Source organism: Streptomyces sp. Q6 (assembly GCF_036967205.1).
In the GTDB taxonomy this organism is placed as follows: Bacteria; Actinomycetota; Actinomycetes; order Streptomycetales; family Streptomycetaceae; genus Streptomyces; species Streptomyces citrinus.
In genome coordinates this window covers 2,262,783-2,284,534 of record NZ_CP146022.1, presented here as the reverse complement: position 1 = coordinate 2,284,534, position 21,752 = coordinate 2,262,783, and the positions used below count along the sequence as shown (strand labels likewise).

Sequence of the window (21,752 nt, the reverse complement as noted above, 5' to 3'; positions counted from 1 at the left end):
GGCGGATTACCGGGCGGGGAGCTGGGCACAACGCTTGCAGGTTCGTCGCGGGGTGCCCGCGCGGCCTCGCGAGCGGGGCCTGATCGGGGTGTGCGCCCCGTTGCCGCGGGCTCTGAGTCGATTTATCGTCCCAGAACGATTCGCGTGCAAGATCACAAAATGTGAAGGGGCCGCGGCCATGGTGGCGAAGAAGACCGCCGTTCAGCAGCCGACGTCCGGCAGATCCGCGGGCGCCGACGCCTCCGGCGGGGCGGCCCGTGACACTGCCTCCGGCGGTGCGGGCAAGGACGTGGGCGCCGGGAAGGGCGCGGGCGCGTCCGCGAGCACGGCGCACGGGGCGAAGGCGAGCAAGGCGAGCAAGGCGGTCAAGTCGACGTCCAAGGCGACCGCCGCCCCCGGGGAGACGCCGACCGGGAAGAAGTCCGCCGCCGCGAAGAGCGCGGCCGAGAAGGCTGAGGCGACGAAGGCCGTGACGACGAAGACGATGACGAGGGCGGCCGAGGGCGCGGCGACGAAGCCCCGAGCGACGAAGCGCGGGGCGACCGCGACCAAGCGTGGGGCGGCGCAGGCTGGTACGGACGGGGCGGCGTCCACGGAGGCGGCGCCTACGAAGGCGGCGTCCACGGAGGCAGCGTCTACGAAGGCGGCGTCTACGAAGGCGGCGTCTACGAAGGCGGCGTCTGTGAAAGCGGTGGCTACGAAGGCGGTGGCTAGGAAAGCTGCTGCTTCCAAGCGTGCCGCGGCCAAGGCCGACGGGGACGAGGGCGCTGCGTCGAAGGATGTGGTGGCGAAGGCCGGCGGGGACGACGGTGCTGCGTCGAAGCGTGCCGTGACCAAGGCCGGCGGGGACGGCGGCGCCGGTACGGCGGCGGGGGCGAAGGGTGCTGCTTCGAGCGAGGGCGCCGCTTCACCGAGTGAGGTTTCGGAGGGTGCGGCCACGGACGGCGCGGTCTCCGGGAATGCGGCCGGGAAGGCTGCGGCTGGGAAGGGTGCGGCCTCCAAGAGCGGTGGCGGGGCCGCCGCGAAGCGGGTGGCCGGGACAGAGGCTGCGGGCAGTGGTGACGCCTCCGTCGGGGGCGAGGGTGCAGCGAAGGCGGTCGCGGGGAAGCGTACGAGCAAGAAGGCGACCGGTGCCGCGCCGAGCGGTGCCACGGAGACCGGCGGCGTCGGCAAGAAGCCCGCAGGTCGCAAGCGTGCGGTGAAGAAGGCGGTCGCCTCCGCGGCCGAGGACGCGGCCGAGGCCGCGAAGACGACGGGAGCCACGACAGTGGTTGCGAAGAAGACTCAGGGCACGGCCACAGCGGCGAAGAAGCCCGGCGCGGTTCCCAAGGCGCGGGTGGCCGCCGCGGAACCTGATGAGCTGCCCGTCCGGCCGGGTGAGGACCCCTGGACGCCGGACGAGGTCGAGGAGGCGCGCGCCGAGTTGCAGAGCGAGGTGCTGCGCCTCGGCAGCGAGATCGCCACGGCGGAGGAGGGGCTCGCCGGGCTGATGCGGGACTCCGGCGACGGCGCCGGGGACGACGACGCCGACACCGGCACGAAGAACATCACCCGCGAGCACGAGATGGCGCTCGCCGCGAACGCGCGGGAGATGCTCCAGCAGACCGAGCGGGCCCTGGAGCGCCTGGACGCGGGCACGTACGGGCTCTGCGAGAACTGCGGCAACCCGATCGGCAAGGCGCGGATGCAGGCCTTCCCGCGCGCGACCCTGTGCGTGGAGTGCAAGCAGAAGGAGGAGCGCCGCTACTGAGCGGGTGCCGGGCAGGGCGTCCGGGACCGTACCGGCAGCACCGTCCATGTGCTGCCGCGCGCGCGTGTCGTACTCTCGTCCTCAGTCAGGTACCTAGCTTGAGGGACTCACGTGGCAGAGGCGGAGCGCATCATCGGTACGCCGGATTCTCCTGAGGCGGGGGCAGCCGAGCCGGAGAAGGACGGCGAGGCCGTCACTCCGGCCGAGGAGAGTGCCGAGCGGCCCAGGGGCAGGCGGCGGATCGCCGTCCTGTTCGCCGTGGCCGCTCTGGCGTACGCCTTCGATCTGGTGAGCAAGCTGCTCGTGGTCGCGAAGCTGGAGCACCAGGACTCCATCGAGATCCTCGGCGACTGGCTCAAGCTCGAGGTGATCAGGAACCCCGGCGCGGCCTGGGGCATCGGCGAGGCGTTCACGATCGTCTTCACGTTGATCGCGGCGGCGGTGATCGTCGTGATCGCGCGGCTCGCGAAGAAGCTCTACAGCACGCCCTGGGCGATCGCGCTCGGCCTGCTGCTGGGCGGCGCCCTCGGCAACCTCACGGACCGGATCTTCCGGGCGCCGGGCGTCTTCGAGGGCGCGGTCGTCGACTTCATCGCGCCGAAGAACTACCCGGTGTTCAACCTGGCCGACTCCGCCATCGTGTGCGGCGGCATCCTGATCGTGATCCTCTCCTTCCGCGGAATCGACCCCGACGGGACCGTGCACAAGGACTGAGCCGCAGGTCACGGGGCTGGCGTACGGGAGTGTCGGTACGCTCCTGCATACTCGACGGGTGAGCACCATTCCCGAGATCCGCACCCTGCCCGTGCCCGACGGCCTGGAGGGCGAGCGTGTCGACGCCGCCATCTCCCGCATGTTCGGCTTCTCCCGTACCAAGGCCGCCGAGCTTGCCGCCGCCGGGAAGGTCATGGTCGACGGCTCGGTCGTGGGCAAGTCCGAGCGGGTGCACGGCGGCGCCTGGCTGGAAGTGGAGATGCCGCAGGCACCCGCTCCGGTGCAGATCGTCGCCGAGCCCGTCGAGGGCATGGAGATCGTCCACGACGACGACGACATCGTCGTGATCGTGAAGCCGGTGGGCGTCGCCGCCCACCCGAGCCCCGGCTGGACCGGGACCACCGTCATCGGCGGCCTGGCCGCCGCCGGCTACCGGATCTCCACGTCCGGCGCCGCCGAGCGCCAGGGCATCGTGCACCGGCTCGACGTCGGCACCTCCGGGCTGATGGTCGTCGCCAAGTCGGAGCGCGCGTACACGTCGCTGAAGCGCCAGTTCAAGGAGCGCGTTCCGGACAAGCGCTACCACGCGCTCGTCCAGGGGCACCCCGACCCGATGAGCGGCACCATCGACGCCCCCATCGGCCGGCACCCGAACCACGACTACAAGTGGGCCGTCACGGCCGAGGGCAAGCCCTCCGTGACGCACTACGACCTCATCGAGGCGTTCCGCTCCGCCTCCTTGCTGGACATCAAGCTGGAGACCGGCCGGACCCACCAGATCCGCGTGCACATGTCGGCGCACCGGCACCCCTGTGTCGGTGACCTGACGTACGGCGCCGACCCGACGCTCGGCAAGCGCCTCGGCCTCACGCGGCAGTGGCTGCACGCGGTGCGGCTCGGCTTCGAGCACCCGTCGGACGGGCAGTGGGTCCAGTTCGAGAGCGACTACCCCGAGGACCTTCAGGTCGCGCTCGACCGGGTGCGCGCGGAGAGCTCGTGAGCGCCGCCTACGTGGTCCGTGTCGCCGAGGCGGACGCGGACCGGGAAGCCTGCTTCGCCGTCCGCAGAGAGGTCTTCGTCGGTGAGCAGGGGGTGCCGGAGGACCTTGAGTACGACGCGTACGACGCCGGGGCCGTGCATCTCGTCGCGGTCCGGGAGGACGGGGTCGCGCTCGGCACGGGCCGGCTCCTGACCGGTGACGCCGCCGCGGCGAAGAACGGCGGGGCGGCGGACGTGGGCGCGCTCGGACGGCTGGCCGTGGCGAAGGCCGCCCGTGGTCTCGGCGTCGGCGCCGCGCTGGTGCGGGCGATCGAGGAGGCCGCGCGGGAGCGCGGGCTCGTCGCGGTGGACCTGCACGCGCAGACCCACGCGCTGGGCTTCTACGAGCGGCTGGGATACGTCGTGTACGGGCCCGAGTTCCCCGACGCGGGGATTCCGCACCGGGCGATGCGCAAGCCCCTCGGCTGAGCGGCCGGTCGCCCGAGGCAGGTGGGGCACCCGTCCCGTTTTTTCAGTGATGACGGTAATGCCGGTTATGACGGTAATGCCGATTCGGCGTGGCACCCTTGGTCTCCGAACGTCTTGATCATCGAGTCCGGTCGGAGCCCCCGTGGATCAATTGGCCCTGCTGTTCGTGCTGTTGCTCGGGGCCGTGCTGAGCGTCCCGCTCGGTGACCGGCTCGGGCTCCCCGCGCCGGTCCTGATGACCCTGCTCGGCATCGTGCTGGCCCTGATCCAGGTCGTGCCGAACGTCGACATCAATCCCGACCTGATCCTGCCGCTCGTGCTGCCACCGCTCCTCTACGCGGCCGTGCACCGCACGTCGTGGCGGCAGTTCGCGTCCAACAGACGCCCGATCTTCCTGCTCGCCGTCGCCCTCGTCTTCGTCACCACGGCGGCCGTCGCCGTCACCGCCGACGCCATCGTGCCCGGCCTGCCGCTCGCCGCCGCCGTCGCGCTCGGCGCGCTCGTGGCGCCGCCCGACCCGGTCGCCGCGACCGCCGTCGCCGGTCAACTCGGTCTGCCCCGGCGGCTGGTGTCGATCCTGGAGGGCGAGGGGCTCTTCAACGACGTGACCGCGATCGTGCTCTACCACGTCGCGATCGCCGCCGCCGTCAGCGGCTCCTTCTCCCTGCCGCAGGCCGTCCTGGAGCTCGTCCTGTCCGCGGTCGTGGCCGTCGCCGTCGGCTGGGCGTTCGGCTGGGCCGCCAACAAGCTCATCGGCTACCTCGGCGACGCCACCCTCCAGATCGGCCTCACGCTCCTCGTCCCGTACGCCTCGTACGTCCTCGCCGAGGGGCTGCACGGCTCCGGTGTGCTCGCCGTCCTGACCACGGCCATGTTCCTCGCCGAGCGCGCCTTCGACGCCGACGACGTGCTCACGCGGCTGACCGGGCGGGCCTTCTGGGACGTCGTCGACACCCTCGTCACCGGCGTCGCCTTCGGCCTCATCGGCCTCGAAGTGCACAACGTCATCAGGACGGCACAGGGGCGCTGGGGCGAGATGCTGGGCTGGGCGGGCGCGATCGTCGCCGTGGTCATCGTCGTACGCCTGCTGTGGCTGTTGCCGATGACCTGGGTGACGCGGCGGCTGCACGCGCGGCGCGACATCGACGAGGAGATCCCCGTCAGCTGGCGCGAGACCGTCGTCATGTGGTGGTCGGGGATGCGCGGCGTGGCGTCCGTCGCGCTGGCCCTCGCCATTCCGCTGACCATGGACGACGGTTCGCCGTTCCCCGAGCGGGACGAGATCGTGTTCATCGCCTTCGGGGTCATCATGGCGACGCTGGTGCTCCAGGGGCTGAGCCTGCCGTGGCTCGTGAAGAAGCTGAAGGTACGGGCCGACACCGAGATCGAGCAGAAGTACGAGAAGGAGCTCGCCCTGCGCGCCGCGAAGGCCGCGAAGCGGCGGCTCAAGGAGATCGAGGAGGTCGAGGACCTGCCGGAGGAGGTGCAGGAGCAGATGCTGCGCCGGGCGTACGACATCGGGCTGCGCATCAACCCCGAGATGGGGGCGGAGGAGCGGCGCGAGTCGCAGGCCAAGCGGTACGCGAGGATCAAGCGGATCCGGCGCATCCAGGGCGAGATGATGTCGGCGGCGCGGCACGAGGTGCTGTCCGCGCGGAGCGAGCCGGGGGCCGACCCCGAGGTGGTCGACCGGGTGCTGCGGCAACTGGATGTGCGCAGCCTGCGTTAGAGCCGTGCAGCCGTGCAGCCGTAGTGGCTTGGGGCTTTGGGTACGCGGAGTGCGCTCGGCATCCTAGGCTCGTGTGCATGACACGTAACGTGATAGTCACCGGTGGTGGTACGGGAATCGGGCTCGCGGCGGCGCACGCCTTCGCGGCCGAAGGGGATCGGGTGCTGCTGCTCGGGCGGCGGGCCGAGGTGCTGGAGAAGGCCGGGGTGCCGGGCGCGCTGACGTTCGCCGCCGACCTGAGCACGGTCCAAGGGGCGCGCGCCGCCGCCGACTTCGCCCTCGACGCGTTCGGCGGGACGGTCGACGTCCTGGTGCACAGCGCCGGAGGGATCGGCGGTCGGATGGTCGAGGCGCCGGAAGGGGACGATCCGCTCGACGCCGTCGCGCACGACTGGAACGCCAACTTCCGTATGAATACGCTCACGTCGATCCTGCTCACCGAGGCGCTTCGCGAAAACATCGCCGCACCCGGCGGCCGGATCCTCTTCCTGTCGTCCATCGCCGCCCTGCGCGGCTCGGGCGGGGGCGGCGCGTACGGCGGTTCCAAGGCGGCCCTGCACCCGTACACCTTCGACCTCGCCAAGGCGCTCGGGCCGCGCGGCATCACGGTGAACGCCGTCGCGCCGGGCTACATCGAGGACACCGAGTTCTTCGGGCCCGCGATGCCCGAGGAGGACTACCGCCGACGCGTCGGGGCCATCCCGACCGGCCGGGCCGGGACGCCCGGCGACATCGCGGCCACCCTCCTGTGGCTCGCGTCGCCGGGCGGGGCCCATGTGACCGGGCAGATCGTCCAGGTCAACGGCGGGGAGGTCCTGGGGCGGTGAGAGGGCAGGGCCTCAGCCCCGGCCCGTGCGCGGGGCGTGCCCGTCACGGTAGAGCATGTGGTCGGGCAGGGACTCCACCGCGTCGTTCCGGGAGATCAAGGCCGTCGCCGTGTTGATCCGCGGCAGCGCGTACGGATGCTGCTCGGTCAGCCAGCGGACCAGCTGCTCGCGGACCGTGACCCGTACCGTCCAGATGTCATCCGCGTCCTTGGCCGTGACCAGGGCGCGGACCTGGACGGTGCTCGGCGTGGTGTCGGTGACGGCCAGGCCCCAGTCGCGGCCGTCCCAGGCGGCGCACTCGCGCAGGATGTCGTGCAGCTTCTCGCGCATCTCGGGGACGGGCGCGCTGTGGTCGAGGTGGAAGAAGACGGTGCCGGTCATCTGGGCGCCTCCTCGCGACCAGTTCTCGAACGGCTTCGACGTGAAGTAGGACACGGGCATCGTGATCCGGCGCTCGTCCCAGGTGCGGACGGCGAGGAAGGTGAGCGTGATCTCCTCGACCGTGCCCCACTCGCCGTCCACGACCACGGTGTCCCCTATGCGGACCATGTCACCGAAGGCGATCTGAAGGCCGGCGAAGAGGTTGCCGAGCGTGGACTGGGCGGCGACACCGGCGACGATGCCGAGGATGCCGGCCGAGGCGAGCAGCGAGGCCCCGGCCGCCCGGAACGCCGGGAAGGTCAGCAGCATCGCGGCCACCGCCACCACCCCGACGACCGCGGACACGACCCGTTGGATGAGCGTGACCTGGGTGCGCACCCGGCGGACCCGGGCGGGATCGCGGTGGGCGTTGGCGTAGCGGGCGTACGAGGACTCGACGACGGCGGCGGCGATCCGGATCAGCAGCCAGGCGGTCGCGGCGATCAGCACCAGACTGAGCGTCCGGCCGATCCCGGCGGAGTGCTCGGGGCTGATCTGGGCCTGGTCGTACGACCCGCGCAGCAGGGCCGTGCAGAGCACGAATTGGAGGGGTAGTCGGCAGCGGCGCAGCAGGCCCCACAACGGGGTCTCGTGGTGACGCCGGTCGGCGCGCTGCAGCAGACGGTCGACGGCCCACCCCACCAACAGGGTGAGCACGACCGAGCCACCGACAACGATCAGTGGGCGCAGTACGTTCTCCATGCCTCGACCGTAACCGGGATCGCGGATCTCACACGTGTCCGGGTCCTGGCACCATGGGGCTCATGAACATCATGCTTTTCCACTCGACGTACGGACTGCGGCCCGCGGTGCAGGCCGCGGCCGACCGGCTGCGCGCCGCCGGGCACGAGGTGTGGACCCCTGATCTCTTCGAGGGCCGGACCTTCGACACCGTCGAGGAGGGCATGGCCTTCAAGGACGAGATCGGCAAGGACGAGCTGCTCAAGCGCGCCGTCCTGGCCGCCGCGCCCTACTCCGACCGCGGGCTCGTGTACGCGGGCTTCTCGTTCGGCGCCGCGACCGCCCAGACGCTCGCCCTGGGCGACGAGAAGGTGAAGGGGCTGCTGCTCCTGCACGGCACGTCCGACATCGCCGAGAACGTGACCGTGGACGAGCTCCCGGTCCAGCTGCACGTCGCCGAGCCGGACCCCTTCGAGACGGACGACTGGCTGACCGCCTGGTACCTCCAGATGGGTCGCACGGGCGCCGACGTCGAGGTCTACCGGTACGCCGGGGCCGGCCACCTCTACACCGACCCCGACCTGCCGGACTACGACGAGGAGGCCGCCGAGGCCACCTGGCGGGTGGCGCTCGGCTTCCTGGAGACCCTCTAGCCGGCCCGGTAGGCGGTCCAGCTGTCCTTCATGCGCTGCACCTGACCGGCGGTGAACTGGTACATGCAGGAGTCGTACGTGTAGTCCATGAAGTTGTGGATCGGGTCGACGCCCGTCTTGTTGGTGCAGGTGTCGCGCCCGGTCGGGCACTGGTAGGCGGCGCTCTTCTCGGCCGGGGTGTCGGCCACGTAGTCGCCGTTGCCGTTACAGCCGCCCTGGAACGTGTGGTAGAGCCCCATCCAGTGGCCTATCTCATGGGTGCCGGTGTCGCCCTCGTTGTAGTTCGTCGCCGAGCCGCCGGGCAGCGAGGTGTCGAGCACGACCACGCCGTCGTCGGACGGGTTCGACTTGTACGAGGACGGGAACGTGGCCCAGCCGAGCAGGTCCTGGCCGAGGTCCGCGGTGTAGAAGTTCAGCGCGTTCGCGCCGCCCTTGCGCAGGCTCGACTTCATCGCCTTCTCGGCCGTGGAGCCCGGCGTGATGCCGTTGTACCAGGACGCGTTGTCCGTGTAGTCGGTACCGGCCAGCGTGAAGGTGAAGCCGGAGTCCACGTTGCCGGTGCCCTGGCCGCTGTAGGCGGCGTTCAGGACGCTGATCTGGTTGGCGATCGAGGTCGCCGACAGCTTGCCGGTGGTGCCGCTGTGGATGACGTGGAAGTACACCGGGATCGACGTCGAGGCGGCGGCGAGGCCCTGGCGCAGGGACCCGTCGGCGCGCATCTTGTCGAGTCTCTTCTGGAGCGCCGCGTCCATGGACTTGGCCTGGGCCGCGGTCAGCTCGTTCGGCTCGTTCGCGTGCTCGGCGCCCGTGGGCTTCTTCTCGCGGGCGACCGCGTTCGTGTCGGTGGCGCACTTCTCCGCGGCCGTGGTCTTCGTGGCGGCGCTGCCGGTGGGGGCGGAGAGCGGGACCAGGGTCAGGGTTCCGGCCAGCACCGCGGTGCCGAGCAGACGGCGGCGCAGGGTCGGGGCGGTGCGGGCTGTTCGGGCGGGAGTACTCATCAGGGGCTCCTCGCGGACACGAGCGGGGAGGACCGTCCTCGCCGCCGCCGGGAGATTACGTGGCCATGTCACTTCTGGAAGAGCGGGTAACTGGTCGCATCGGTACGGGAGTTGTGCCGGGCAAACCGGGGCAAGCGGGAGAAGAAATTCGGCCCCCGTCCGGAGTTTGAGATACGGACGTAACGGCGGGGGTTACCGGGGTGGGTGGTGTGTCCGCATTCGGGTCCGCGCCGGACCGCGTCCGCACCACCCACCGTGAGCGCTCGGGGAGCGGTGTCATCCGCCCTTAACGCGCCTGCCGGTGGCCGGAATTCACCGTACGGGCGCGTCTGCGCGCTCGACCTTCTGGGTGCCGCTGCGCGTGCGGTACGAACGTTTCCAGGAGGTCGTGGCGTTCTTGTCCGTACGGTCGGAGATCACGTAGTAGTCCATCTGCGCCCGCTCGGCCGTGACGTCCAGGACTCCGTAGCCGTGAGAGTCCATGTCCAGCCACTTCACATGCCGGTTGGCCGCCTTGATCGCGCCCTCGGCGACCGTGGAGACGGTGTCGGGGGCGACGTGCAGGATGTCGTCGAGGTTGTCGGAGGTCACCGACGTGACGACGAACTCCGTGGCCGCGGACGGCGAGAGCGGGTACGTCGCGGCCTGCGCGGGCACGTCGTTGGCCCACGCCATGTGGATGTCACCGGTCAGGAAGACGGTGTCGCGGATGCCGCGCTCGCGCAGATGGGAGATGAGCTCCTTGCGGTCGTGCGTGTAGCCGTCCCACTGGTCGACGTTGATCGCGAGCCCGCCCTCCGGCAGTCCGAGCAGCTCCCCGAGCGGGCCCAGGAGGTGGGCGGGCAGCGAGCCGAACGCGACCGGCGAGATCATCACCGACGTGCCGACCAGCTTCCAGCGCGCGTCGGAGGCGGCGAGCCCGGACTTCAGCCAGTCGAGCTGGGCGCGGCCGGTGATCGTACGGTCCGCGTCGTCCACGTCGCCGCTGCCGACGCCCGACTGCTGGGACCGGAAGGAGCGCAGGTCGAGCAGGTGCAGATCGGCCAGGTTGCCGAAGCGCAGCCGGCGGTAGACCGTGCCCGCCGTGGACGCGCGCACCGGCATCCACTCGAAGTAGGCCTGCTTGGCGGCCTGCCGGCGCGCGGCCCAGTCGCCTTCGCCGCCCGGTGTGTGGTTCTCGGCGCCGCCCGACCAGGCGTCGTTGGCGAACTCGTGGTCGTCCCAGATCGCGATCAGCGGGTGCGCGGCGTGCAGGGCCCGTACGTCGTCGTCCGTCTTGTGCGCGCCGTGCCGGGTCCGGTAGTCGGCGAGCGTGACGATCTCGTGGGCCGGCCGGTGCGGACGGACGGTGTACGCCGCCGCCGGGTACTCGCCGGTCTTGTACTCGTACAGGTAGTCGCCGAGATGGAAGACCGCGTCCAGGTCGCTGCGGGCGGCCAGGTGTCTGTACGCGGAGAAGTAGCCGGCCTCCCAGTTGGCACAGGAGACGACGCCGAAGCGCAGGCCCGCGGCGGAGGCGTCGGCCGCGGGGGCCGTACGGGTGCGGGCCGTGGGGGACCGGACGTCCCCTATGGAGAAGCGGAAGTAATAGGCGGTCGCCGGGCGCAGGCCCCGCACATCGGCCTTCACCGTGTGGTCGGAGGTGGCGCTCGCGGTCGTGGTGCCCCGGCCCACGACCGTACGGAACGCCGAGTCCTCGGCGATCTCCCAGTCCACCTGGACATCGGGGCCCTGGCCCGAGCCGGGGACGGCCTCGGGCGTCGGGGTCACGCGGGTCCACAGGAGGACGCCGTCGGGCAGCGGGTCGCCGGACGCGACGCCGTGCAGGAAGGCGGGCGCCTCGGCGGCGTGGGCGGTGGCCGCGGCGGCGAGCGGCACGGCGAGCACCGCGCTGGCGGCCGCGGCCTTCACGACCGTACGGCGGCGCGGAGTTGAGGGTTCTGGCAGGAGTCGACTGGTCACGGACGATCACATTACTGATCAGTAGACGCAGGGAGCGGGCGAACCCGAAAGGTTCGCCCGCTCTTCATCGTCAGTGCCTCATCGCCCGCTCGGGCCGGGCGTGCGGCGTCAGCCCTTGAGGGCCTTGTCCACGGCGGTGTTCCACTCGGCGACCGTCATCGGGGCGTTCTCGCCGTCCGAGCCGGTGATCTTCTTGCCGTCCAGGACGAAGGACGGCGTGCCCTGGACGCCGTACTTGTTGTCGTCGAACTTCTTCGACATCGTCAGCGCCCACTTGTCGAAGGTGCCGTCCTTGAGGTCCTTCTGGAAGCCCTTGTCGTTCTTCAGCTCAGGAATGGTGTTCGCGACCTTGATGAGGTACGCGTCGTCCTTGAACTTGTCGTCCGTCTCCTCCGGGTGCCACTTCTTGGAGTACAGGGCCTCCTTGAAGTCCCAGAAGGCGTCCTTGGAGACGTTCAGGGCCGAACCGAGCGCGCTGAGCGCGTTCTTGGAACCCTCGCCCTGGAGGCTGTTGTCGAGGAACGTGGCACCGACGTACTGGAGCTTGTACTTGCCGTCGTCGAGGTCCTTCTTCACCGTCGTGCCGACGGTCTGCTCGAAGGAGGCGCAGACGGGGCAGCGCGAGTCCTCGTACGCGATGATCGTCTTCTTGGCGGAGTCCTTGCCCAGGGTGACCGTGGTGTTGTTCTCGCCGGTCGTGTTCTTCGGCGCGACCAGGGCGTCGTTCTTGGCGGCGTCCCAGTACGACGGCTCGTTGGCCTGCTTGATGAAGTAGGCGCCGGCGCCGACTATCGCGAGGACACCGACGATGGAACCGGCCACGATGGCCTGGCGCTTCGTCTTGTCCTTCCTGGCCTGGCGCTCGCGCTCGATGCGCAGCCGCTCGCGGGCCGCCGTCTTCGCCTGCTGGCTGTTGCGCTTGCTCATGATCCGTACTCCGTAGGTCTGTGGTGGTGACAAAGGGGGTGGGGCCGGGGTGCTCTGGCTCAGGCGGCCAGGCACGGCGGTCCACGCCGTCCCACGGAGTGCACCCAGATCCGGGTGTGCGCGGCCCGTACGCGGGCGGCGGGGCGCGCGGGGCGGGCCACCGGCTCGCGGCTCACGCGGACCGCGGCGCAGGCGATCAGCAGCGGCCGGAACGTGAACGCGGCCACCGCGCGGAGCAGTTGCGCGAGGGCCTGCTCGCCGCGGCGCAGCCAGGCCGCCGCGAGCAGCCCGACCGTGACGTGCGCGCCGAGCAGCAGCCAGGACGCGCCCGGGTCGGAGTGGGCGAGCAGCACGGCGGCCTTGTCGGTACCGGTGCCGGTCATCCGGGCCAGCGGCGTCCCCACGTTCCCCGCGCACAGCAGGTCGAGGCCGAACGCGCGCAGCGGGCCCGCCACCGGGCCGCCCGCCGCGCCGTAACAGACGTGCTGTCCGGTGGTGAAGACGGTGTCCGCGGCCAGCTCCAGCGGGACGAGCAGCGCCGCGATCCGGCCGAAGCCGCGCTCGCGCCCGGCGAGCGCGTAGGCGACCGCGAAGACGGCCACGGCGATCGCCGCGACCGTCGTGAGCGGCAGCGGGACCCGGGACAGCAGGACGTGCGACGCGGCGGACAGCGTCACGACGAGCGCCGTGAAGAGTGCCGCGCGCACGGCTCTGAGCTGGGCCCCGGACATGGCCCCGGATATGTCGTCCATCGCGGAGGAGTGTGCCATGGCTTCCTGTAAGCGATGCCTAAAGGGTGCCTCTCCGTGGTCTCGGACTACAGGCCCGGGATGCGGCCGTTGCGGAACAGGTCGACGAAGACCTGGTGGTCCGCACGCGCGCGTGCCCCGTAGGAGTGCGCGAAGTCGACCAGGACGCCCGCGAAGCCGTCCTCGTCCGCCGCGATCGCCGCGTCGATGGCGCGTTCCGTGGAGAACGGCACGAGCGACTGCCCGGACAGGTCGTCCGCCGCCGCGTGCATCGCCGCCGTGGCCCGGCCGAGGTCGGCGACGACGGCCGCGATCTCCTCCGGGTCGTCGATGTCGCCCCAGTCCAGGTCCACCGCGTACGGGGAGACCTCGGCGACCAGCTGCCCCGAGCCGTCCAGCTCGGTCCAGCCCAGCCACGGGTCCGCGTGCGCCTGGAGGGCGCGCTGCGAGATCACCGTGCGGTGGCCCTCGTGCTGGAAGTACTCGGCGATCGCCCGGTCGGCGATGTGCCGCGAGACGGCCGGCGTCTGGCCCTGCTTCATGTAGATCACGACATCGTTCTCCAGGGCGTCGCTGTTGCCCTCCAGAAGGATGTTGTACGAGGGCAGGCCCGCCGATCCGATGCCGATGCCGCGGCGGCCCACCACGTCCTTCACGCGGTAGGAGTCCGGGCGCGTCAGGGACGACTCCGGCAGCGTCTCCAGATAGCCGTCGAACGCCGCGAGCACCTTGTAGCGCGTCGCCGCGTCCAGCTCGATGGAGCCGCCGCCCGCCGCGAAGCGGCGCTCGAAGTCGCGGATCTCCGTCATGGAGTCGAGCAGCCCGAAACGGGTCAGCGAGCGGGCGTCGCGCAGGGCGTCCAGGAGCGCGCCGTCCGCCGTGTCCAGCGTGAAGGGCGGCACCTCGTCGCTCTTGGCGCCCGTGGCGAGCGCGTGGATGCGCTCGCGGTAGGCCGCCGCGTACGTGCGCACCAGGTCGGTGATCTGCTCGTCGCTGAGCGCCTTCGCGTAGCCGATCAGGGCCACGGAGGCGGCGAAGCGCTTGAGGTCCCAGGTGAACGGGCCGACGTAGGCCTCGTCGAAGTCGTTCACATTGAAGATCAGCCGGCCCGTGGCGTCCATGTAGGTGCCGAAGTTCTCCGCGTGCAGGTCACCGTGGATCCAGACCCGGCTGGTGCGGTCGTCCAGGTACGGTCCGCCGTGCTGCTCGCGCTGCACGTCGTGGTAGAAGAGGCACGCCGTCCCGCGGTAGAAGGCGAACGCCGAGGCGGCCATCTTGCGGAACTTGACCCGGAACGCGGCGGGGTCCGCGGCGAGCAGCTCGCCGAACGCGGTGCCGAAGACGGCGAGGATCTCCTCGCCACGCTGCTCAGCGGTGGGCTGCGGGTCGGACATCGCGGGGTGCCTCCTGGTGCAAGTGATGCGTGAGATGTGGGACACGCGGAGCAGGCGTGCTGACCTGTCCAACGCATGACCGTACTCCGGAGTGCCGCCCTCCCGTCACCCGACCGCCGCCCCTCATCGAGACGCTGCGCGTCACCGTATTCATCTCGGATGTCAGTGCCCGGTCGTAGACTTCCAAGCTGTCCCCCACCCGTCGCCACGCGTTTCCCCTCGGAGGCCCCAACCGTGTCAAAGCCGCCCTTCACGCACCTGCACGTCCACACCCAGTACTCGCTGCTGGACGGTGCCGCGCGGCTGAAGGACATGTTCAACGCGTGCAATGAGATGGGCATGACCCATATCGCGATGTCCGACCACGGCAACCTCCACGGGGCGTACGACTTCTTCCACTCCGCGCAGAAGGCCGGTGTGACGCCGATCATCGGCATCGAGGCGTACGTCGCCCCGGAGTCCCGGCGCAACAAGCGGAAGATCCAGTGGGGCCAGCCGCACCAGAAGCGCGACGACGTGTCCGGTTCGGGTGGTTACACGCACAAGACGATCTGGGCGGCGAACAAGACGGGCCTGCACAACCTCTTCAAGCTGTCCTCGGACGCGTACGCCGAGGGCTGGCTCCAGAAGTGGCCGCGCATGGACAAGGAGACGATCTCGCAGTGGAGCGAGGGCCTGATCGCCTCCACCGGCTGCCCCTCCGGCGAGCTCCAGACGCGGCTGCGCCTCGGCCAGTTCGACGAGGCCCTGAAGGCAGCCTCCGAGTACCAGGACATCTTCGGCAAGGACCGGTACTTCCTGGAGCTGATGGACCACGGCATCGAGATCGAGCGCCGGGTCCGTGACGGGCTCCTGGAGATCGGCAAGAAGCTCGGCATCCCGCCGCTGGTGACCAACGACTCGCACTACACGTACGCCCACGAGGCGACCGCGCACGACGCCCTGCTGTGCATCCAGACCGGCAAGAACCTCTCCGACCCGGACCGCTTCCGGTTCGACGGGACGGGCTACTACCTGAAGTCGACCGACGAGATGTACGCCGTCGACTCCTCGGACGCCTGGCAGGAGGGCTGCCGCAACACCCTCCTGGTCGCCGAGCAGATCGACACGACCGGCATGTTCGAGAAGCGCGACCTCATGCCGAAGTTCGACATCCCGGAGGAGGGCTACACCAACACCACCTGGTTCAAGGAGGAGGTGCGGCGCGGCATGGAGCGCCGCTACCCCGGCGGTGTCCCCGAGGACCGGCAGAAGCAGGCCGAGTACGAGATGGACATCATCATCCAGATGGGGTTCCCGGGGTACTTCCTCGTCGTCGCCGACTTCATCATGTGGGCCAAGAACAACGGCATCGCGGTGGGCCCCGGGCGTGGTTCCGCCGCCGGTTCGATCGTCGCGTACGCCATGGGCATCACCGACCTCGACCCGATCGAGCACGGACTGATCTTCGAGCGGTTCCTCAACCCCGAGCGCGTCTCCATGCCCGATGTCGACATCGACTTCGACGAGCGCAGGCGCGTCGAGGTGATCAGGTACGTGACCGAGAAGTACGGCGCCGACAAGGTCGCCATGATCGGCACCTACGGCAAGATCAAGGCCAAGAACGCGATCAAGGACTCCGCGCGCGTGCTGGGCTACCCGTACGCGATGGGCGACCGCCTCACCAAGGCGATGCCCGCCGACGTCCTCGGCAAGGGCATCGACCTCAACGGCATCACCGACCCCAAGCACCCGCGCTACAGCGAGGCGGGCGAGATCCGGGCGATGTACGAGAACGAGCCGGACGTGAAGAAGGTCATCGACACCGCCAAGGGCGTCGAGGGCCTGGTCCGGCAGATGGGCGTGCACGCCGCCGGCGTCATCATGTCCAGCGAGCCGATCATCGACCACGCCCCGATCTGGGTGCGGCACACCGACGGCGTCACCATCACGCAGTGGGACTACCCGCAGTGCGAGTCGCTCGGCCTGATCAAGATGGACTTCCTGGGCCTCAGGAACCTGACGATCATGGACGACGCCGTGAAGATGGTGAAGTCCAACAAGGGCATCGACCTGGAGATGCTCTCGCTGCCGCTGGACGACCCCAAGACCTTCGAACTGCTCTGCCGCGGTGACACGCTCGGCGTCTTCCAGTTCGACGGCGGCCCGATGCGTTCGCTGCTGCGTCAGATGCAGCCCGACAACTTCGAGGACATTTCCGCCGTCTCGGCCCTGTACCGGCCGGGCCCGATGGGCATGAACTCGCACACGAACTACGCCGAGCGCAAGAACGGCCGCCAGGAGATCACGCCGATCCACCCGGAGCTCGAAGAGCCCCTGAAGGAGACGCTGGGCCTCACCTACGGCCTCATCGTGTACCAGGAGCAGGTGCAGAAGGCCGCGCAGATCGTCGCCGGCTACTCGCTCGGCGAGGCCGACATCCTGCGCCGCGTGATGGGCAAGAAGAAGCCCGAGGAACTGGCGAAGAACTTCACCATCTTCCAGGAGGGCGCCCGCAAGAACGGCTTCTCCGACCAGGCGATCCAGGCCCTGTGGGACGTCCTGGTGCCCTTCGCCGGCTACGCGTTCAACAAGGCGCACTCCTCCGCGTACGGCCTGGTCACCTACTGGACCGCGTACCTGAAGGCCAACTACCCGGCCGAGTACATGGCCGCGCTGCTCACCTCGGTGAAGGACGATAAGGACAAGTCGGCCGTCTACCTGAACGAGTGCCGGCGCATGAAGATCAAGGTCCTCCCGCCGAACGTGAACGAGTCGGTGCACAACTTCGCCGCCCAGGGCGACGACGTGATCCTCTTCGGCCTGGAGGCCGTCCGTAACGTCGGTACGAACGTGGTGGACGCGATCATCCGCTCCCGCAAGGCCAAGGGGAAGTACGCCTCGTTCCCCGACTACCTCGACAAGGTCGAGGCCGCCGCGTGCAACAAGCGGACGACCGAATCCCTCATCAAGGCGGGCGCGTTCGACGAGCTGGGACACACCCGCAAGGGCCTCACCGCGCAGTACGAGCCGATGATCGACAACGTGGTGGCGGTCAAGAGGAAGGAAGCGGAAGGGCAGTTCGACCTCTTCGGCGGCGGCGAGGAGGAGAGCGACGCCCCGGGCTTCGGGCTCGACGTCGAGTTCTCCACCGACGAGTGGGACAAGACGTATCTGCTCGCCCAGGAGCGGGAGATGCTCGGCCTGTACGTGTCCGACCACCCGCTGTTCGGTCTGGAGCACGTGCTGAGCGACAAGGCCGACGCGGGGATCGGGCAGCTGACCGGCGGCGACTTCGGGGACGGTGCCGTCGTCACCGTCGGCGGCATCATCTCGGGCCTCCAGCGCAAGATGACCAAGCAGGGCAACGCCTGGGCGATCGCGACCGTCGAGGACCTCGCCGGTTCCATCGAGTGCATGTTCTTCCCGGCGACCTACCAGCTGGTGTCGACCCAACTCGTCGAGGACGCCGTGGTGTTCGTCAAGGGACGCCTCGACAAGCGCGAGGACGTGCCGCGTCTGGTCGCCATGGAGATGCAGGTCCCCGACCTGTCGAACGCGGGCACCAACGCGCCGGTGATCCTCACCATCCCCGCCCTGAAGGTGACCCCGCCGATGATCAGCCGCCTCGGCGAGATCCTCAGCCACCACCGCGGCGACAGCGAGGTGCGGATCAAGCTCCAGGGGCCGCGCAAGACCACGGTCCTGCGGCTCGACCGGCACCGGGTGAAGCCGGACCCGGCGCTCTTCGGCGACCTGAAGGTGCTGCTCGGCCCGTCCTGCCTGGCCGGCTGAGCCGGACCGGACACGCGCGAGGGGCTCACCCGGACATCCGGGTGAGCCCCTCGCTGTGTGCCAAGTGCCTTTTAGTGTCAGTTGTGACCGAAGCGGCGCTGGTGCTTACGGGCCACATCCGCGGGGCTGCCCTGCGCCTGCGTCTGCGGCATCGACTGTGCTTCCTGAGCTGCCGACTTGGCCTGCTCCGATGCCTGCTCCGCCGCGGACGCGCGGTTCTGCTGGGCGGCCTGCTTGCGGTTCTTGTTCTTGGCCATGGTGATCTGCCTCCTGAGGGGGATCTAGGGGCCAGGGCCGGCTCCAGATTCACATAGGACGACAAACAGCGCATTTCAGAGAATTACCGTGCGTGACAAGGGGTATCCGGACGCGTTCGTCCGGCCTTCACGCCATCCGCCACGCCGAAGATCGAGTTCGGGCCGTTAACCCCCGCGCGGTCGGGCAGACTCGAAGGAAACCCGAAGCGAACGCACGGGCGTGTCGGCGAAAGAGGGTGGATCGCGTGGACCGTTGCATCGTCCTGGTGGATGCCGGGTATCTGCTGGGGGCCGCCGCGAGCCTTCTCGCGGGCGAGCCCTCCCGCTCCCGCATCCATGTCGACCACACCGCCCTCATCCAGGGCCTGCGCGAGCGCGCCGAGTCCGAGACCGAGCGCCAACTCCTGCGCATCTACTGGTTCGACGGGGCACCCGACCGCGTTCCGCAGCCCGAGCACCGGCGGCTGCGCGTCATGCCCCGCGTCACCGTCCGGCTCGGCGCGCTGACCCGCAGCGACGGACGCTGGGCGCAGAAGGGCGTCGACGCCGCCATGCACGCGGAGCTGACCGAACTCGCCCGCAATCGCGCGTGCTCCGACGTCGTGCTCGTGACCGGCGACGGCGATCTGCTGCCCGGCATGATGGCCGCCAAGGAGCACGGCGTCGCCGTCCACCTGTGGGCCGTGCAGGCCGCCGACGGCGACTACAACCAGTCCGAGGACCTCGTCGCCGAGGCCGACGAGCGGCGCGTCCTCGACCGGACCTGGATCACCAAGGCCGTCCGCGCCAAGGACCTCGGCGGCGTCTGCGCGCCGCCGCCCGTGCCGCGCCCCGAGATCGCCGCGATCCTCTCCGCCCCGCTGCCCGAGTCGGCGCTCGCCTCGGCGGGCCGCGCCGCCGACGAGCGAGGGACACCCAGCCCGTCCAACACGCGCCGGCGGCCCGGTCCGAGAGCGACACGGAGGACCGTTCCGGCGGCGCCAAGGGCGTCCCCACGCCGAAGGACCTGGCCGCCCTGCGCGGCCCCGGCCCGCAGCCGGGCCACGCCGCGCAGGTGGGACAGCCCGCGAACGCGACGCTGCGCTGGTCCTCCGACAAGGGCTGGGTGGAGCGCCCCGGAGGCGGCGGCGAGCCCCCCGAGGCCGCCTCGCTGCCGACACTCGCGCAGCTCACCACGGCGGAGCAGCGGTGGGCCGACCGCGAGGAGGACATCACCACGGTCGGCGGCGACCCGTACGAGGTGGGGCAGGTGTTCGCGCGGCGCTGGATGGGACGGCTCGCCGACCAGACGCTGCTGCCGAAGCTGGCGACCATGTACCCGCGCGTGCCGCACCGGATCGACGGGGAGCTGCTCAGGTACGCGGCGCGGTTCGGGCTGCTCGCCCACAAGGACGACCAGATCGACGAGCACGACCGGTACGCGATCCGGGCCGGATTCTGGCGCGAGATCGACGTGCGGACCACGGTGGAGCACGCCTCCGCGGGGGAGTGAGGCCGCGCCCGGCCGGGCACGTCCGCCGCATATGTCCGGCCCCGCGCGCCATGATGATGCCCGGACCCCGTACTCTCGTTCCTCGTGAGTACGCGCACCGGTCAGGCCGCCCCGACCCATAAAGGGGGCACTGTGGTGTGCGCGGTGCGAGGACTCAGTAAGACGTATTCCGCTGCGCGCGGGCGCCGCGGGGCGCCCGGCACCCCCGCCGTGCGGGCCACCGACGACGTGACGCTCGACATCCGGCGCGGCGAGATCTTCGGACTGCTCGGGCCCAACGGCGCCGGCAAGTCCACCCTCGTACGGCAGCTCACCGGGCTGATGCGGCCCGACGCGGGCAGCGTCGAGATCCTCGGGCACGACATCGTGCGGCACCCCGAGCGGGCCGCGCGGATCCTCGCGTACCTGGGGCAGGAGTCGACCGCCCTCGACGAGCTGACCGTCTCCCTCGCCGCCGAGACGACCGGGCGGCTGCGCGGGCTCACCCTCAAGGACGCGCGGATCGAGCGGGACGCCGTGCTCGACGAGCTGGGACTCACGGAGCTGGCCGGGCGGCCGCTGAAGAAGCTGTCCGGCGGACAGCGGCGCCTCGCGTGCCTCGCCGCCGCGCTCGTCGGCGAACGGCCCCTGCTCGTGCTCGACGAACCGACCACCGGAATGGACCCCGTCGCCCGGCGCGCCGTCTGGGCGGCCGTGGACCGGCGACGCGCCGAACGCGGCACGACGGTGCTGCTCGTCACCCACAACGTCATCGAGGCCGAGACCGTGCTCGACCGGGTCGCCGTGCTCGACGCGGGCCGGGTCATCGCCTGCGACAGCCCGGCCGGGCTCAAGGAGAGCGTGGCCGGTGAGGTGCGGGTCGAACTCGTGTGGCGGGAGAAGGCGCCGATGGAGCTCGACGAGGTCGCGCGGCTGCGCGAGCACGCCGTCGAGGCCGGTCGGCGCTGGTCCCTGCGGCTCGCCCCGGACGCGGCCCGCGCCGCCGTCGCCGCCGTCACCGGCGGCCCGGCCTTCGACTTCCTCGACGACTTCACGCTCGCCACACCGAGCCTGGAGGACGTGTACCTGGCGCTCGGCGGGAGCCGCAGCAGCGTGAAGGGCCTGGTGAAGGCATGAGTGTCGTTCCCGCCGAGGCGTTGCAGGGCGGCCGGGCCGCGGAGCCCGTACCACTGCCCTCACTCGCCGACGACGGTCTCGCGCCGCGCGCACGGTTCCTGCCGTCGCTCGCCGCCGTCTACCGCGCCCAGCTCTCCCGGGCCCGCGTGGCCCGGATCCCGCTGCTCTTCGTGGCGACCTTCCAGTCCATCGGGATCATGATCCTGATGCGGGGCGTCGTCGACCGGGGCGGCAGCGAGGCACGGGCCGTCGTCGCCGGCTCCGCCGTCCTCGTCGTCGCCTTCGTCGCGCTGAACCTGCTCGCCCAGTACTTCGGACAGCTGCGCGCGGCCGGCGGGCTCGACCACTACGCGACGCTTCCCGTGCCGCCCGCCTCCGTCGTCCTCGGCGCGGCCGGCGCGTACGCCTCCTTCACCGTGCCCGGCACCGTGGTCACCGCGGTCGTCGGCTCCCTCATGTTCGACCTGCCGCTCACCCACCTGTGGGTGCTCGGCGCCGTGATCCCGCTGGCCGGAGCGGCCCTCGCCGGTCTGGGCGCCGCCCTCGGACTCCTCGCGCCGCGACCCGAACTGGCCACCCTGCTCGGCCAGTTGGGCATGTCCGCGGCGCTGCTGCTCGGAGTGCTCCCGGCCGACCGGATGCCGGGGATCGTGCGCTACGCGCGGGATCTGCTGCCGTCCACGTACGGGGTCGAGGCCTTCGCGCGGACCTTCGGGGACCGGCCCGACTGGGCCGTCGTCCTGCTCGACCTGGGGGTCTGCGCCGCCGTCGGCGTGGCCTCGCTGGCCGTGGCGACGTGGGCGTACCGCCGGGCAGCCGTCCGGTGACGCGGCCGACAGGTA

The 21,752-nt window shown here is 70.6% G+C and carries 17 protein-coding genes and 1 pseudogene; 11 read left to right on the top strand and 7 right to left on the bottom strand.

Going from position 1 to position 21,752, the window contains the following annotated elements:
• The first annotated feature begins 178 nt into the window (after positions 1-178).
• The 6 genes from V2W30_RS10675 to V2W30_RS10650 all read left to right on the top strand — a co-directional run bounded on the left by V2W30_RS10675 (position 179) and on the right by V2W30_RS10650 (position 6,487).
• Positions 179-1,750, top strand: a complete 1,572-nt coding sequence (locus tag V2W30_RS10675) for a TraR/DksA family transcriptional regulator (protein WP_338695643.1) — start codon at positions 179-181, stop codon at positions 1,748-1,750.
• A gap of 111 nt (positions 1,751-1,861) precedes the next feature.
• Complete coding sequence (gene lspA / locus V2W30_RS10670) at positions 1,862-2,464, top strand: signal peptidase II (protein ID WP_338695641.1); 603 nt, start codon at positions 1,862-1,864, stop codon at positions 2,462-2,464.
• A gap of 58 nt (positions 2,465-2,522) precedes the next feature.
• Positions 2,523-3,464, top strand: coding sequence for an RluA family pseudouridine synthase (locus V2W30_RS10665; RefSeq protein WP_338695639.1), 942 nt, complete (start codon positions 2,523-2,525; stop codon positions 3,462-3,464).
• Positions 3,461-3,931, top strand: a complete 471-nt coding sequence (locus tag V2W30_RS10660) for a GNAT family N-acetyltransferase (protein WP_338695637.1) — start codon at positions 3,461-3,463, stop codon at positions 3,929-3,931. The genes V2W30_RS10665 and V2W30_RS10660 overlap by 4 nt, the downstream gene beginning before the upstream one ends.
• Before the next feature lie 142 nt (positions 3,932-4,073).
• On the top strand, positions 4,074-5,660 hold the full coding sequence (locus V2W30_RS10655; protein ID WP_338695635.1) for a Na+/H+ antiporter: 1,587 nt from the start codon (positions 4,074-4,076) through the stop codon (positions 5,658-5,660).
• 77 nt (positions 5,661-5,737) lie between these two features.
• Positions 5,738-6,487: an SDR family oxidoreductase gene (locus V2W30_RS10650; protein ID WP_338695633.1), complete on the top strand. Its 750-nt coding sequence runs from the start codon at positions 5,738-5,740 to the stop codon at positions 6,485-6,487.
• Between the two features lie 12 nt (positions 6,488-6,499).
• Here V2W30_RS10650 and V2W30_RS10645 read toward each other — a convergent pair whose 3' ends face one another.
• Entirely contained in the window at positions 6,500-7,609 is a 1,110-nt protein-coding gene (locus tag V2W30_RS10645) for a mechanosensitive ion channel family protein (RefSeq protein WP_338695631.1), read from the bottom strand.
• A 62-nt stretch (positions 7,610-7,671) separates the two neighbouring features.
• Between V2W30_RS10645 and V2W30_RS10640 the strand changes: the two genes are divergently transcribed.
• Positions 7,672-8,241 carry a dienelactone hydrolase family protein gene (locus V2W30_RS10640; protein WP_338695630.1) on the top strand — a complete coding sequence of 190 codons (570 nt, stop codon included), beginning with the start codon at positions 7,672-7,674 and terminating at the stop codon, positions 8,239-8,241.
• Here V2W30_RS10640 and V2W30_RS10635 read toward each other — a convergent pair.
• From V2W30_RS10635 to V2W30_RS10615, 5 genes are all read right to left on the bottom strand, one after another.
• The gene (locus tag V2W30_RS10635) at positions 8,238-9,239 is read right to left on the bottom strand and encodes a zinc metalloprotease (RefSeq protein WP_338695626.1); all 1,002 of its coding nucleotides are present in this window, start codon (positions 9,237-9,239) and stop codon (positions 8,238-8,240) included. The genes V2W30_RS10640 and V2W30_RS10635 overlap by 4 nt on opposite strands.
• A 312-nt stretch (positions 9,240-9,551) precedes the next feature.
• Complete coding sequence (locus tag V2W30_RS10630; RefSeq protein WP_338695624.1) at positions 9,552-11,201, bottom strand: alkaline phosphatase D family protein; 1,650 nt, start codon at positions 11,199-11,201, stop codon at positions 9,552-9,554.
• 108 nt (positions 11,202-11,309) lie between these two features.
• On the bottom strand, positions 11,310-12,128 hold the full coding sequence (locus V2W30_RS10625) for a thioredoxin domain-containing protein (protein ID WP_338695622.1): 819 nt from the start codon (positions 12,126-12,128) through the stop codon (positions 11,310-11,312).
• Positions 12,129-12,187: 59 nt separating this feature from the next.
• Complete coding sequence (locus V2W30_RS10620; RefSeq protein ID WP_338695620.1) at positions 12,188-12,880, bottom strand: hypothetical protein; 693 nt, start codon at positions 12,878-12,880, stop codon at positions 12,188-12,190.
• Positions 12,881-12,945: 65 nt separating this feature from the next.
• Entirely contained in the window at positions 12,946-14,271 is a 1,326-nt protein-coding gene (locus V2W30_RS10615) for a DUF2252 domain-containing protein (protein WP_338695618.1), read from the bottom strand.
• Between the two features lie 234 nt (positions 14,272-14,505).
• Between V2W30_RS10615 and dnaE the strand changes: the two genes are divergently transcribed.
• A complete protein-coding gene (gene dnaE, locus V2W30_RS10610) occupies positions 14,506-18,045 on the top strand; it encodes a DNA polymerase III subunit alpha (RefSeq protein WP_338695616.1) in 3,540 nt (1,179 codons plus the stop codon).
• A gap of 77 nt (positions 18,046-18,122) precedes the next feature.
• Here dnaE and V2W30_RS10605 read toward each other — a convergent pair whose 3' ends face one another.
• Positions 18,123-18,302: a hypothetical protein gene (locus tag V2W30_RS10605; RefSeq protein ID WP_338695614.1), complete on the bottom strand. Its 180-nt coding sequence runs from the start codon at positions 18,300-18,302 to the stop codon at positions 18,123-18,125.
• A 245-nt stretch (positions 18,303-18,547) separates the two neighbouring features.
• Here V2W30_RS10605 and V2W30_RS10600 point away from each other — a divergent pair.
• The 3 genes and pseudogenes from V2W30_RS10600 (at position 18,548) to V2W30_RS10590 (ending at position 21,737) form a co-directional block, all read left to right on the top strand.
• Positions 18,548-19,794: pseudogene (locus V2W30_RS10600) on the top strand (NYN domain-containing protein).
• Positions 19,795-19,929: 135 nt separating this feature from the next.
• The gene (locus V2W30_RS10595; RefSeq protein ID WP_338703557.1) at positions 19,930-20,910 is read left to right on the top strand and encodes an ABC transporter ATP-binding protein; all 981 of its coding nucleotides are present in this window, start codon (positions 19,930-19,932) and stop codon (positions 20,908-20,910) included.
• Complete coding sequence (locus V2W30_RS10590; protein ID WP_338695612.1) at positions 20,907-21,737, top strand: ABC transporter permease; 831 nt, start codon at positions 20,907-20,909, stop codon at positions 21,735-21,737. The genes V2W30_RS10595 and V2W30_RS10590 overlap by 4 nt, the downstream gene beginning before the upstream one ends.
• The last annotated feature ends 15 nt before the right edge of the window (positions 21,738-21,752 follow it).